This window comes from Actinoplanes sp. NPDC051475, assembly GCF_040689425.1.
In the GTDB taxonomy this organism is placed as follows: Bacteria; Actinomycetota; Actinomycetes; order Mycobacteriales; family Micromonosporaceae; genus Actinoplanes.
On record NZ_JBFAZZ010000003.1, the window covers coordinates 368917 to 382484 of the forward strand.

Genomic DNA, 13568 nt, shown 5'->3' on the forward strand with positions numbered 1-13568 from the left:
GTGCGCCGCGGCAACTGTCACGCTGTGGTCCCGTTCTTGGCGCTGGCGCGTGGTCGTCCGTACTGTGGGCATCCTGATGACCGAGCTCACGGTGGTGCTCACCGTGGGATTGGCGGCGAATCGGTCGGAGCAGTTCTACCCCTCATGGGCGGCGCTTGCCGGTGACACCGGCACCGAGTCAGCAGCCGCGCCGGTCCGGGCCGGCGACCTCGACGCCGCTCTGGCCGGGCGGTCACAGTTGCCGTGGCATCCCCGGGACCTGCACCGCTGGCACCTGGCGGCGGCACCGACGGTGACGGTACCGCCCGACTATCTCGGCCCCGGCTCGGCCCAATATCCCGTAGTCGTCACACTGGGCGACGCCAAGAGCGCGGCAGCCCCGGTCGCCGGCGTGGTGACGGTCGCACTGGCACCCACCCGGGCTACCACTGCCCGGGCCCTGAGCACCCTCGTCCTCGAGCTGCGCAAGGACCTCCGCGTCACGGCGCAGGGATGGGCCGTGGTGGCCGGCGCGGGTGAGACCGCGCTCGCCGGACAACTCGCTCGTGCCCTACCAGCGCAGTTCGAGGCGCTGGCCGTGGTGCAGCGCTCCCCCACGGCCGGGCTGGCGTCACTGGGCCGCACACCGCCCGGGACTGCGCTGGCAGTGGTGCGGCCTGCTTCTGCGCGTACCCGATCCGACAAGGTGCCGACCGGCGTGACCTCTTTGATCGCTGCCGCGCCGAAGGCGTGGCAGATGGCGACCACCTGGACGGCCAGACAGCTCAGCCCGCCCCTGACCGCGCCTCTTCTGCTGCCCACAGGGAGCGCCCAATGAGCCTCGACGGAACACCGCTGCTGATCATCGCGCTGACGGCGGTGGCACTGACGGCCGTGCTGACAGCGGTCGGCTGGGATCGAGGCGGCCGGCTGCGCTGGGCCCTGCGCGTGGTCGGCGTGCTCACCGCAGTCCTCAGCGTCACCGTGACAGTGCTGGTGCAACTCAACAGGATGACTGAGGCGTATCCCGCAGACGTCGAGGCGGAGTCCGAGCAGGAGCCGGGTCCCGTGGAGGTGAACACCCCGGCAGGCAGCCAGCTGCTCACGTTCACCGTCGCCGGGCCCGCCAGCGGACTGACCATGACCATGTACGCGTACCTGCCTGCCGCGTACCGCACCGGCAAGCAACGCTTCCCGGTCATGGAAGCGTTGCACGGCTACCCCGGATCTCCGCGTACATGGCTCAAGAAGCTGAAGGTTCAATCACGTCTGGACACCGAGATAGCCGCCGGCAGGATGGCGCCGACCGTAGTGCTGTTCCCCTCGCAGACACCGCGGCGACTTCTCGACACCGAGTGCACGAACCTGCGACAGGGACCGCAGACGGAAACATTTCTGACGGTGGACGTGCCGGCTTACGCCAAGACGCACCTGCGCATCCGCACCGACCGCAGGGGCTGGGGCCTGATCGGCTACTCGGCCGGCGGCTACTGCGCCAGCAGCCTGGCACTACGGCACCCCACCGAATATTCGGCCGCCGCCAGCATGTCCGGACTGGCCGGACCAGGCATCATCGTCGGCGATGGCACGGAAGACACCATGCACAACGTGGCCTGGCGACTACAGCACCTACCGCGGCCGGCTATGGCACTCTGGGTCGGGTGGGCGAACGACGAGCAGCGAACCCGCCGCGACTCCATGCTGATCGCCCGCGTCGCCCGACCGCCGGTCTCGGTCACCACGGCCGCCGTGGAACGCGGTGGTCACAGCCACGCGGTCTGGCGTCAGATGGAAGGTCCGGCATTCGACTGGCTCTCCGCCCGCCTGGCCCGGCCGCTGCCCTGACCACGGCCGTCGCCCTGCTGCTGACATTCACGAGCGGATGCGCACCGGGCAGTACGCAGCAGCCGATCAGTGCGGAGCGACAGCAGCGCACAGTGGTCACGCTCGGCGATTCGGTACCGGCGGGCACCGGATGTGGCTGCACCGCGTTTCCGGAGCTGTATGCCCAGCACCAGGGAGCCGTGTCGGTCAACCTGGCAGCGACCGGGCTCACTTCGGCCGACGTCTATGCCGAGCTCGACGAGCCGGCCGTACGCGAATCTCTACGGCACGCCGACGAAGTGCTCCTCATGATCGGCGCCAACGATGTGGCGGATGCGTTCACCGACCCGGATTCCGTCGCCGCAGGGGCGGCCGAGGTACGGACGAACGTACGGGCGATCATCGAGGGCATCCAGCGCATTCACCCGACCAATGTCGTCGTGCTCGGTTACTGGAACGTCGTCCGTGACGGCAAAGTGGCGAACTCCTCCTACGGTACGGACGGGGTGGAGGCGTCCACCGAGGCGACCCGTGCGATCAACGACGCGCTGGCAGCCGCGGCGGACGCCGACGGCACCATCTACCTCTCGACCGAGCCGGCATTTCACGGGCCGGACGGCAGCCAGGATCCGACCCCCCTCCTGCTCACCGACGGCGACCACCCCGACTCCGCCGGACATATCGCTATCGAACAGCTGCTGCCGCAGCTCGGGTGAACCGCACAGAAAGTCATCACGGCGGGGCTACGTTGCTTTGCGCGCTCTCTGGACAGGCGTGGCCGACTGAACCTGGTGGTCAGACTGTTCCGCCGAGTTTGGTGAACGCCGAGGCCAGCCCCGCAGAGCGGGGCTGGCCTCGGCGCAGGCTGCGCACGATCGGGATCACATTGAACATCCGTAGCGCGCTGGGGACGACCAGGCCGCTGGGCCAAGACGATGCGCGAGACCACGCGGCGCGCCTGCGCCGACCTTGCAGCGATCGGCGGCGTCTGCGCCGAGCAGATCCCACTCTCGATGCACGAGCCAGCGGACGCATTCCCGCACCGACCGGCGACGACGCCTGGCAGGTACCCGCTCTCGCACTGCTCGACGCCGAACGCCGGCGATAGCACCGCGACCCGCGGCAACGGGGGCAACCCGCAACAACTCGTCGGCACCGACCAGCTCAGCGTTACGTAACGCCGGGCTCAGGGATCGCCATGCGCCAGCGCCGAGTGAGCCGATTCGTCTCGTCGTCTGTCAGGAGGTCCGGAACGCTGATGGCAAGCGCGGCCGCCAACGCAGCCCGCCGCGCCTGCTCCCAAGCCGGGTCGGCGAGCAAAGGCCAACGATCAGCGCCCTCCACCCATCCAAATAGGTGGGAATCGGTGCGCGCAGCGGCGGATTCGACCGCGGTCGAAAGGAAGTCCCAGGCCGTCCCGTACGGCGCGAGCGGCGGTCGGTGATTCGCCGGGGAGGGAAGCCGAGCCCGCCAAGCCTGTAGCACCGCCTGTTCGGTTCGGGTCTCCCCCAAGCTATCAAGGGTCCCGATTACGTCTACCTGAGCCTGGGTAAGATCACTCGCTTCATCGATCAGACGAGCCACCGCGGCGCCGTGTGCGCCGAGGACCTGCCAGCTTGGGATTTCCTCGAGGACCTCGAAGGATTGGCAATGCAGATAGAAGGGCTTTTTCATGGACGTAGTCGGCTGCACCAGATCGTGCACCTTCCAGAGCCGGCAGGGCCAGGTCATGACATCCAGGGGATCGAAGAACACGACCAGACCTAGAGCCCCATCCCTGCGATACGGGATCGGCCAGATACTCCGCGGACCGTATTCGTACAGCTTCGCCTCGTCGAACGTTACATGCGCTCCTGCCGTCGGGAGGGAGGCACCGAAGAAGTCGGGCCGCTCTTTGCTTGTAGCGAAGTAGTACGCGTCGTTCACCAAGCACCTCCCTGCACGCACGGTGATGTTGAGCAGCGGCTGGCCTCGCTCCCTCATGCATGCTTGATCAAGGTTGGCGAATGGTCCGGCCTGGTTACTTCTTCAGAGAATACATTTCTAGAATTTCCGCCTTCGCAATACAAGCCCTCGCCGAAAGCGTGTTGTTCCCAGATGCGGTCGACGACCCCATCCGAAACCGTCTTGTTGAACCGGTGGTCGCGAGGGCCGAGGAACGAGACCGCCGCCGAGATGATCTCGGTTACCTCTTTCAGCGTGCTGCTGGTCTGCTCTGCCGCGTTCGCTGACGTGCACGTGGACATGCGCCGGGTACCTGCTGGCCTGGATCATCTCGGTTACGCCGGCAAACTGGTCGACTACGCGGCCACCGTGCTCGGCCTGAGCGTGCAGATCGTGTCCGAGCTGGCCGGGCAGACCGGTTTGTGGTGCTGCCCCGCAGGTGGTGCGTGGAACGCACCTTCTCCTGGATCAACCGGTGCCGCCGCACGTCCGAGACTACGAACGGCTGCCCGAGCATCACGCCGCGACCGTCTACGGTCCATGATCATCGTCATGGGACGCCGCCTGGCCCGCAGCAACCGCCACACCAGGCACTCCACAACCCACCCGCGCGCCGTGAACCGGCTATTGACCAGGCTCTACCGCTCCAGCGGGATCGCGACCGCGCCCGGGTAGGCCGGGTTCTCGGCTTCGTCGAGCATGGCGGCGGCCACGGTTGCCCGGCTCACGCGTGCGGGGAGGAGACGCTTCGGCGCCTCGCCGAGGCTGACCGTGCGCCGGGTCGAGCTGAGCGGCCCGTTCGACAACGGCCCCGCGTGGAACACAGTCCCGCCGGCATCCAGAATGGCCGCGTCGGCGGCGACTTTGTCCAACAGTTCGTCGCCCAGCAGTTTCACCAGCGTGCGGGTGAAACTGCCGGCCGCACGGGCGGACGGGCCGGTGCCGAACGCGCCCAGCCAGATGGCGCGTTGCGGTTGGGCTGCGACGACGGCTCGGGCTCCGGCGGTGAGCGCGCCGGGCTGGTCGCCGCGCGCGACGCCGAGGCCGGAGAGCACGATCTTCTGCCCGGCCAGGGCCGCCGCGATGGATCGCTGGTCGCGTACGTCGGCGGCCACCCGGATCAGCCGAGACGAATCCGCGACGGTGATGCGGTCGGGAGTGCGCGCGATCGCCGTGACCGTATGGCCACGCTGCAGCGCCTGGCGGGTCAGTTCGAGTCCGGTCGCGCCGGAAGCCGCGAGGATGGCGAGTTCCATGTCAGTGCACGTCCTTCTCTTGCAGCAAGGCCAGCAGTTCCTTTGTGTACGCCGGAAGCCGCGGCGAGGATGTCTTGTCCGGGCTGCCGGGACCTCCCGTGCAGGGTGGGCACCACGCCGCCCGCATCGGTGAACGAGCAGGACGCCCGCGGCCACGCCGACGAGGTCGCACTCGTACAGCCAGTAGGCGTCGATGTGGCCAGCGGCGAGGTCCAGTTGCGGGAATGTGCTGGGCACCGTGGAGCGGTTTTCCGGTCAGTGCAGGGGACGGAGGATGTCGAGAGCGGCGGCGTGCAGTCCCGGCGCGGCGGCCAGGTAACCGTCGCTGGTGATCTGCCACGGCTTGCCGTCGAGGTCGGTGACGGTCGCGCCGGCTTCCTGCACGATCAGCAAGGGGGCGATGTGCGAGCGCAGATTGTCGAACTGCCAGTGCAGGTCCATGCGACCGGCGGCGACCTGCGCGAGCTGGTGGCTGACCGGCACCGACGCGCGCACGTAGAGGGCGTGCTGCATCATCGCCGCGATCGCGGCGCCGACCCGCCGCGCATGGGCCGGGCCGCGGTTGGGCCTGGCCTGCCCGGTGCCCGCCAACGCCACGGACAGGTCACTCTTTCCAGAGACGTGCACGGGTACGCCGTTGAGAAACGTCCCTTCGCCGGCGGCGGCGGTGAACGTCTCGCCGGCGACCGGCATGTGCAGGACGGCCAGGGTGGGCCGGCCGTCGCGCACCAAGCTGACACCGATGTTCCAGTCCGGCATGCCGTACACGGCGTTGAGGTTGCCGCCGACCGGGTCGATGACCCACCAGTCGCCGCCGGGCATCGGGCCGGAGCCGTGCTCGTCGGTGTCCCAGCCAGATCCCGGCAGCACGGTCGTCAGCACAGGCCGGAGCACCTCGGTGACGGTATCGTCGTTGGCCCGCAGTGCAGCCCGCAGGGCTTCGGCGTTCGACGGCCGAGAGTCGATGGAGGGCAACTGCCTTCCCGCTTCTTGGACGGCTGTGGTCAATGCTTCAAGCAAGTCGTTGGACATGCTTCTACCTTCGAGCCGCGCCGTGATTAAGTCCAGTGCACTCTTGTTCAGCTAGGATTTACCGTCATGCACTTGGACTTGAACCTGCTGACGGTGCTCGACGCGCTCCTGGACGAGGGCAGCGTGGCGGGCGCTGCCGAGCGGCTGCGGCTCTCCTCCCCCGCGGTCAGTCGTTCACTGGGACGCATCCGGCGGCTTACCGGTGACGACATCCTGGTGCGTACCGGCCGCAGCATGACCCCGACGCCCTATGCGCTGGCCGTCCGCGACCAGGTCGGCGAGCTCGTGCGGCAGGCCCGGGACGTGCTCGCCCCCAGCCGGGAACTCGACCTGGCCGAACTCGACCGCACCTTCACGCTGCAGTGCCACGACGCCCTCGCCACCTCGCTGGCGCCAACGCTGCTGAGCGCCATCGCGAAGTTTGCTCCCGGCGTGCGCCTGCGCTTTCTGGCCGAGTCCGCAGTCGACACCGACGACCTGCGCCACGGCCGCATCGACCTGGCGATCGGCGCGACCGTCCCCGACCTGCCCGAGTTTCGCTCGGAGACCCTCGGCCACGACCGGGTCGTGGCGATCCTGCGCCGCGACCATGCGTACGCGGGGAAACTCGACCTGGCCGCGTACGCCGCCCAACCGCACATCCTGGTCTCCCGCCGCGGCCGCCTCACCGACCCGGTCGACGACGTCCTCGCCACTCACGGCCTCCGCCGCCGGGTCCTCGCCTCGGTCGCCACCGCCGCAAGCGCCATGCTGATCATCAGCCGCAGTGACGCCGTCCTGACCGCGCCGCAAGCCATCTGGCGCCCCCTCATCGAAACGTTCGAGCTGAGAACCGAACCCCTGCCGATCCCGGTGCCGCCCCCACCGATGATCTGCAGCTGGCATCAGCGCTACGACACCGACGCCGCCCACGCCTGGCTCCGCGCCCAAGTCCGCACAACCCTGACCGCAGCAGTTCCCTCGGGTCACGCTCTCGCAGCCGGGGACAGCGCGTCGACGATCGCGCCGCCGATCCGCTCGGCATGCGCCGGACCGATCAGGCTGTAGTGGTCCGCTTCCAGCACGTGCTGACGGAAGCCCGCGCGGGCGAGCGGTTGCCAGGCCCGGCGTTGCTGTTCGGCCCCGCTCCTGCCGCTGAACAGCGTGACCGCCAGGTCGGCAGGCACGGGCCGGTAGGCGGCGTGCGCGCCGCCGAGGGCGCCGAAGACCTCGATGCGCCGGGCGACGATTTCCTCGCTGCCGCGCGGGATCAGCCCGTAGCGGCTCAGCCGCTCGACCACGGAGCCGACCGGGTCCGGCCCTTCGGCACCGGCGGTCACGTCGGCGGTGAGCGACTCCACCTCTTTCGGCGCCCGGCTCTGCCGCAGCATGTCGCGGACGAAGCCGGCGACCATCTCGCGGGCGTCCGCGGGCGGCGGCTCGGTCCAGCCCGGCTCCGGGTCCAGCAGCGCCAGTGTCGCGATACGTTCACCAGCCGCCTGGAGGCGGCGGGCGATCTCGAACGCGATCGTCGCCCCCATGGACCACCCGCCCAGCGCGTACGGGCCCCCGGTCCCCAGCTGCCGGACAGCCGTCGTGTACTCGTCGGCCGCCTGGGCGACCGTCCGGTCGTGCTCGTCCTGGTGCAAGCCGCGGGCTTCCACGCCGAAGCACGGGCGGTCGTCCAGCGCGTCGGCGAGCCAAAGGTACGCCATCGTCGATCCACCCACCGGATGCACCAGGAAGAGGGGCGTGGCCGCGGTCTCCGAGGTACGCAACGGCATGATCCATTCAGGTGCGGCTTTCATGATCATTCTCACTTCTCGATAGATGTCGAAGGAAGGGCGGACCCCGCGCTGATCAGCGCACGAGGCCGCTGAGGACCCCCGGACGACCGGACGCCCGCCGGCAGTCGTCTACATCAGACTGCACTCGCGTGGCATCATCCCTCCCATGTGGCTCACTTTGACGCACGGGGGCGGAGACCGAGGGCGAGACCCGGGTCTTCAGTCTGGTTCGACGCCGTCTGGCGGAACAGCACGCGCCGGTGCAGCCCCTGCTGATCGGTAACCCTCCGCACTCCTAGACACCACGCCGGCTCCGCCGGATCTCGCCCGGGGTCCACTCCCCGGCCTCTCATAGTCGCCGCAGCCGCCGCATGCGGATCCCTCCACGTCATCACCGGCACCGGGCCGGTCGTCATCCCCGCCCGGCGTTCAGGCGTGCCCGCCGCCGCGCGTGCACGGGCGCCGGCGCCCGTTCAGCACCTCTCCACCAACCGACGATTGGCTCACTCATGTTCGAGAGCACGGTCGGATGGACGCCCCTGCAGGCCGTCCGAATAGACCTGCAGGGCCGTCCGTACACGGCCTACTTCAAGCTGGAATCGGCTAATCCCACCGGATCCTCCAAGGACCGGACCGCCCGCGCGATCCTGCAGGCGATGCATGCCGAACGCCCCCTGCGCCCCGGCGACGTCGTGGTGGAATCCACCTCGGGCAACCTCGGCATCGCGCTGGCACACCTGCTCCACCAGATCGGCTGTCGTCTGATCGCGGTGACCGACCCCAACACCAGTACGGACATCCGTCGCACGCTCGAGGCCGAAGGCGTCGAGGTGCAGGTGGTCGACGAGCCGGACGGGTACGGCGGCTACCTGCTCAACCGGCTGCGTCGGGTTCGCGAGCTGTGCGAGGCGAACCCGTCCTACCGGTGGGGCAACCAGTACGAGAACCCTGCCAACCCGGCGGTGCACGAGCGGACCACCGGACCCGAGATCCTCGCGCAGGCCGGCAGCGAGCTGGACGCCGTCTACGTCGCGGTCTCCACGGGCGGCACGTTGTCCGGCATCTCCCGCTACCTGCGGGCGGCCGCTCACTCGGTCTCGGTTGTCGCGGTCGACGCCCACGGCTCGCGGGCCACCGGCGGCGAGGCGGGACCGCGCCTGCTGTCCGGGATCGGCGCCAGCCGCGTCTCGAGCTTCCTGAACGACGAGGCGTACGACTCGGTCAAGATCGTCGCCGACTCGGCGTCCTTCGCCCTGTGCCGGATGCTGGGCGATGACACCGGTCTGCGCCTCGGCGGGTCGAGCGGCAGCGTCCTCTGTGCCCTGCTCGACGACCTGCGCGGTGCCACGCCCCCGAGAAGGCCGGTCTGCGTGATGCCGGACGGCGGCGAACGGTACGAACACACCTTCTACGACGACGCATGGCTGATGGCCCACGAGGTCTTCGACGCCGTGTGCCACGCGGAGAAAGAGCTGCGGGACGACGGGCTCACCTTCTCCCTGCCCGGCTGACATCCCACCGCAAGCCCCAGAGACAGAGGACGACCAACGATGGACTTCTTCACCGACGAGCACGACGGCGCCGACGTGCTCTACCTGTCCCGGAAGGACGTCGTGCGCGGCGTCGCCGGCATCGATCCGGTCGCCGTGGCCGGCGAGACCCTGCGCGCGCATGCCAAGGGCGACACCCACGTGCCGGAGGAGGCGTACCTCGGCTGGGAGACCAGTTCCGGGCACTCCGCGCGCTCGCTGGCCATGCCCGGCATGGTGACCGCCGGCGGACAGCGGCAGCTCGGCCTCAAGGTGATCAATGCGAGCCTCGGCAACATCGCCCGGGGGCTGCCCCGGTCCCAGGGCTTCACGATGATCTTCGATCCGGAGACCGCGCGTCCGCTGGTGATCATGGAGGCGGCGTACATCAGCGCGCTGCGTACAGCGTCGGTCTCGATGGCCGCCGCGAACTGGCTGACGCTGCCCGGGGTGCAGGAGGTGGCGCTCATCGGGTGCGGCACGCTGGCCATGGCGCACCTGGCTGTCCTGCCCTCCTCGATCACCACCGTGCGCCTGTTCGACGTCGACCGTGCCCGGGCCACCGCGCTGGCGGACGCGCTTCGCGCCGATGTCGGCAGCGCCCATCTGCGCACCGTCGTCGCCGACGACGTGGAGTCCTGCGTCCGGGGTGCCGGCCTGGTCATCCCGGTCACGACCGTCACCGAGGGCTATCTGCCGTACGCCTGGCTCGAGCCGGGATCGGTCCTCGTCCACGTGTCCCTCGACGACGTCCTGCCGGATGTGGTGCATCAGGCGGAAGCGGTCCTCGTCGACGACTGGGGGCTGGTCAGCCACGACCCGCGCCGGCTGCTGGGCCGCATGTTGCGCAGCGGGGATCTGCTGGCGCCGGACGGCAGCGGCTACCCGGGCAGCACGGCGCGCCCGGGTGCACGACGGGTGGACGCCACGATCGGCGAGGTGCTGCTCGGTACGCATCCCGGCCGACGCACCGATGCCGGCGTGATCCTGGTCAATCCGTTCGGCATGTCGATCCTCGACGTGGCCTTCGGGTCGGCCGTCTACGGGCAGGCGCTCGAGCTCGGGCTCGGCACGCGACTGCCCATCTGAGCTTCAATCACCTGCGACGTAGGCGGAGAACCACTACATGACCCTGGCAAACACCGCGCCGAGCACCCGGCAGGTGCTGGCCGCCCTGGTCGAGCAGCACAGCCGGACCTTCCCGTGGTACCGGGACCTGCTGCGCGCCCGCGGGCTGTCTCCCACGGCCGAGCTGACCGAGCTGCCGATCATCGACGAGCACCTGCTCAATCAGCACTACTACGACGTCGAGCGGCCCGACCTGACCGACGCGGCCGTCTACCGCACCTCGGGCACGGTCAGCGGCCGGCGCAAGCGCATCCTGTTCGCGCCGGCCGACGAGCACGACTACGTCGCCCAGCGCCGGGCACTGTTCCGCAGCTTCCTGGACGGCGTGCCGGCCGGCGCGGTCGCGGTGGCCGACCTGGGCACGGGTCACGCCGCCGCCTCGGCCCGCCGGATCTTCGAGGAGCTGGGCCTGCAAGCGCGGGACATCGACTTCACCGCCCCGGTGGCCGAGCACGTCGCCCGGCTCAACGAGTGGCAGCCGGCGGTGCTGTTCACGATGCCGATGATCATGGACCGGTTGCTCAACGCCCCTGATCCGCTCCGCATCGCGCCCCGCAAGATCATGGTGCTCGGCGACGTGGCGCCGCTGAGCTGGCGCCGCCACGTGGCCGCCCGGTTCACGATCCCGGAGAGGGACGTGCTCGACGTGGTGGGCAGCATCGAGGTCGGCGCGATCGCGTACCACTGCGCGGACACCGGCCTCTACCACTTCCACGACCACATCGTGCCCGAGGTGCACCGCCCGGCCGACCTGTACGCGGACTGCCCGCACGACGTGCCCGCGCCCGGCCCCGGCGACGGGATCCTCGTGCTCACCTCGCTGGCCCGCCGCTACTTCCCGGCCGTCCGATTCGCCACCAACGACGTCGTGCGCGGTTTGCGCCGGATCGAGCACGAGGGCCGGCCGGTCTACGCGTTCGACCGCATCGACGGCCGGTTCGGCGGCGAGGTCAAGCACGGCGAGCGGATCAGCAGCCACGACCTGCTCAACGCGGTCCACACGGCCCGCCCCGGTGCGCTGTTCGACGTCCGCAACGACAACCGCCTGGAGATCCGGGTGGCCACCGCGACGCTCACCGCCGACCAGGCCGGCCTGATCAAGCGGAGCATCCGCGCGTCCTGCCCGGACGTCGCCCGGATGATCGACTCGGGCCTCGTCGGCGACATCACCGTGATCCGCATCGACCCCGGTGACCTGACCGTCGCGGGGGCCAAGCGGTCCTTCACCCTCAGGGCGGTCTGACCGTGTGTGGCATCGCAGGCGCGGTCGGCGGGCCGGGCCGCACTCAGGAGGCGTTCACCCGTGCGGCGTGCGCCCGGATGGCACACCGGGGGCCGGACGGCGAGGGCCATCACCGCGCTCCGGGCATGGCGCTGGGCATGTGCCGGCTCAGCATCATCGGCGGGCACGGTGGCGCCCAGCCGGCCTACACCGCCGACGGCCGGGTCGTGTGCGTGTTCAACGGCGAGATCTACAACCACCGGGCGCTGCGCGAGCACCTCGAACAGGCCGGCCGGCCGGTCACAGGTACGGGCGACGCTCACGTCATCCCCGCGCTCTACGAGATGTACGGGGACGCGTTCGTCGACCGTCTGGTGGGCATGTTCGCGATCGCGCTGTACGACGGGCGCACCGGTGAGCTCAAGCTGATCACCGACCGGGCGGGGAAGAAGCCCCTCTTCTACACGACGGTCGGCGACGGCATCGCGTTCGCCTCCGAGCTGGCGCCGCTGGCGGCGCATCCCGCGGTCCGGCACGACATCGACCCGCTCGCGATCGACCAGTACCTCAGTTACCGCGTCGTGCCGGCACCGCACACCATCTATGCCTCGATCCGTAAGCTGCCGCCGGCCTCGATCCTGACCTTCCGGGCCGCAGCGGCGCCGACGATCCGGGAGTACTGGCGGTTCGACTTCACCGACCGGCACCAGGACGACCCGCAGACCACCACCGACCGGCTCGAGGAGCTGCTCACGACCGCGGTCGCGGACCGGCTCGAGTCCGAGGTGCCGCTCGGGGCGATGCTCAGCGGCGGCCTCGACTCCAGCCTGGTGGTGGCGATCGCCGCGCGGCTCACCGGACGCAACCTCAACACCTTCTCGGTCGGCTTCGAGCAGGCGGCGTTCGACGAGTCGGCCCACGCGCGGGTGGTGGCGGAGCATTGCGGCACGCGGCATCACACCTACCGGATCGGGCCCGGGGACGCGCGTACGGCGATCGACTCGATCCTGCTGCACATGGGTGAGCCGTACGCGTTCCCGTCGGCGATCGCCGCCTACTACATGTACCGGCTGGCGAAGGAACACGTCACCGTCGTGCTCACCGGCGACGGCGCGGACGAGATCTTCGCCGGCTACCGGCGCTACCGGATCTTCCGCGGGTTTCCGCGGGTCGCCGAACGGGACCGGCACCGGGTCGACCTGGACGCGCTGGCCCGGGCGGGCGACGTCGCGGGGCGCTACGAGGCGGTGCTCATCGACGGTGTCCGCACCGGGCTGCGAACCGAGCTGTACACCCCCGCCTTCCGGGCGCGTCTGCCGGAGGCGTACCCGATCAACCACCTACGACCACGCCTCGCGCCCACCGAGGGCCGCGCCGATGAGCTGAGCCGGCTGATGCAGCTGGACTGCCGCTTCTGGCTGCCCGACGCCCAGCTGGTGAAGATCGACCGGATGGCGATGGCGCATTCCGTCGAGCCGCGCACGCCGATGCTCGACCACCGCCTGATCGACTATGTGACCGGCATACCGTCGGACCGCAAGCTGGTCGGCGACGACGAGAAGGCGATCCTGAAGCGGGTCGCCGCGCGCCACCTGCCGGACCGGATCGTCCACCGGGACAAGCAGGAGCTGGCGGTGCCGCTCGAGGACTGGCTCGCCCGGCACCTGCGCCCGCTCATCACCGCCACGCTCACCTCGGACAAGTCGCTCGACCGCGGCTACTTCCGGCCCGACGTCGTGCGCCGGATGGCCGCCGAGTTCCGGCCCGCCGACACCTACGCCCTCTGGACGCTCTTCATGCTCGAACGCTGGCACGAGCTCTTCCTCGACGCGCCGGGCGGCACCGGCCCGGTCGAGCGGCTCGAGCTCTCCACCCTCAAGTGATCGGA

At 69.8% G+C, this 13568-nt stretch carries 13 protein-coding genes; 9 read left to right on the plus strand and 4 right to left on the minus strand.

What is annotated here, in order from left to right; translation table 11 throughout:
• The first annotated feature begins 76 nt into the window (after positions 1–76).
• The 3 genes from AB0368_RS09035 (at position 77) to AB0368_RS09045 (ending at position 2519) form a co-directional block, all read left to right on the plus strand.
• On the plus strand, positions 77–817 hold the full coding sequence (locus AB0368_RS09035; protein ID WP_366153259.1) for a hypothetical protein: 741 nt from the start codon (positions 77–79) through the stop codon (positions 815–817).
• Positions 814–1824 (plus strand): alpha/beta hydrolase-fold protein, encoded by a 1011-nt coding sequence (locus AB0368_RS09040; protein WP_366153260.1) that lies wholly within the window; start codon positions 814–816, stop codon positions 1822–1824. The genes AB0368_RS09035 and AB0368_RS09040 overlap by 4 nt, the downstream gene beginning before the upstream one ends.
• A gap of 92 nt (positions 1825–1916) precedes the next feature.
• The gene (locus AB0368_RS09045; protein WP_366153261.1) at positions 1917–2519 is read left to right on the plus strand and encodes an SGNH/GDSL hydrolase family protein; all 603 of its coding nucleotides are present in this window, start codon (positions 1917–1919) and stop codon (positions 2517–2519) included.
• Positions 2520–2973: 454 nt separating this feature from the next.
• Here the strand turns inward: AB0368_RS09045 and AB0368_RS09050 are convergent, their stop codons facing one another.
• Positions 2974–3729: a hypothetical protein gene (locus AB0368_RS09050; RefSeq protein WP_366153262.1), complete on the minus strand. Its 756-nt coding sequence runs from the start codon at positions 3727–3729 to the stop codon at positions 2974–2976.
• 171 nt (positions 3730–3900) lie between these two features.
• Between AB0368_RS09050 and AB0368_RS09055 the strand changes: the two genes are divergently transcribed.
• Positions 3901–4422 (plus strand): hypothetical protein, encoded by a 522-nt coding sequence (locus AB0368_RS09055; protein ID WP_366153263.1) that lies wholly within the window; start codon positions 3901–3903, stop codon positions 4420–4422.
• Here AB0368_RS09055 and AB0368_RS09060 read toward each other — a convergent pair.
• Positions 4386–5003, minus strand: coding sequence for an NAD(P)H-binding protein (locus AB0368_RS09060; RefSeq protein WP_366153264.1), 618 nt, complete (start codon positions 5001–5003; stop codon positions 4386–4388). The genes AB0368_RS09055 and AB0368_RS09060 overlap by 37 nt on opposite strands.
• A 255-nt stretch (positions 5004–5258) precedes the next feature.
• Positions 5259–6035 (minus strand): inositol monophosphatase family protein, encoded by a 777-nt coding sequence (locus AB0368_RS09065; RefSeq protein ID WP_366153265.1) that lies wholly within the window; start codon positions 6033–6035, stop codon positions 5259–5261.
• A gap of 66 nt (positions 6036–6101) precedes the next feature.
• On the opposite strand from AB0368_RS09065, the gene AB0368_RS09070 reads away from it, so the two are divergent.
• Positions 6102–7082 carry a LysR family transcriptional regulator gene (locus AB0368_RS09070; RefSeq protein ID WP_366153266.1) on the plus strand — a complete coding sequence of 327 codons (981 nt, stop codon included), beginning with the start codon at positions 6102–6104 and terminating at the stop codon, positions 7080–7082.
• Here the strand turns inward: AB0368_RS09070 and AB0368_RS09075 are convergent.
• Positions 7001–7822 carry an alpha/beta fold hydrolase gene (locus AB0368_RS09075; protein WP_366153267.1) on the minus strand — a complete coding sequence of 274 codons (822 nt, stop codon included), beginning with the start codon at positions 7820–7822 and terminating at the stop codon, positions 7001–7003. The two genes, AB0368_RS09070 and AB0368_RS09075, sit on opposite strands and share 82 nt — an antisense overlap.
• A 488-nt stretch (positions 7823–8310) precedes the next feature.
• On the opposite strand from AB0368_RS09075, the gene AB0368_RS09080 reads away from it, so the two are divergent.
• The 4 genes from AB0368_RS09080 to asnB are packed head-to-tail and all read left to right on the plus strand — an operon-like array spanning position 8311 to position 13563.
• Positions 8311–9312, plus strand: coding sequence for a pyridoxal-phosphate dependent enzyme (locus AB0368_RS09080; protein ID WP_366153268.1), 1002 nt, complete (start codon positions 8311–8313; stop codon positions 9310–9312).
• 39 nt (positions 9313–9351) lie between these two features.
• Positions 9352–10419: an ornithine cyclodeaminase gene (locus tag AB0368_RS09085; protein ID WP_366153269.1), complete on the plus strand. Its 1068-nt coding sequence runs from the start codon at positions 9352–9354 to the stop codon at positions 10417–10419.
• Between the two features lie 37 nt (positions 10420–10456).
• Complete coding sequence (locus AB0368_RS09090) at positions 10457–11701, plus strand: hypothetical protein (protein WP_366153270.1); 1245 nt, start codon at positions 10457–10459, stop codon at positions 11699–11701.
• A 2-nt stretch (positions 11702–11703) separates the two neighbouring features.
• The gene (gene asnB, locus AB0368_RS09095; RefSeq protein WP_366153271.1) at positions 11704–13563 is read left to right on the plus strand and encodes an asparagine synthase (glutamine-hydrolyzing); all 1860 of its coding nucleotides are present in this window, start codon (positions 11704–11706) and stop codon (positions 13561–13563) included.
• Positions 13564–13568: the final 5 nt, after the last annotated feature.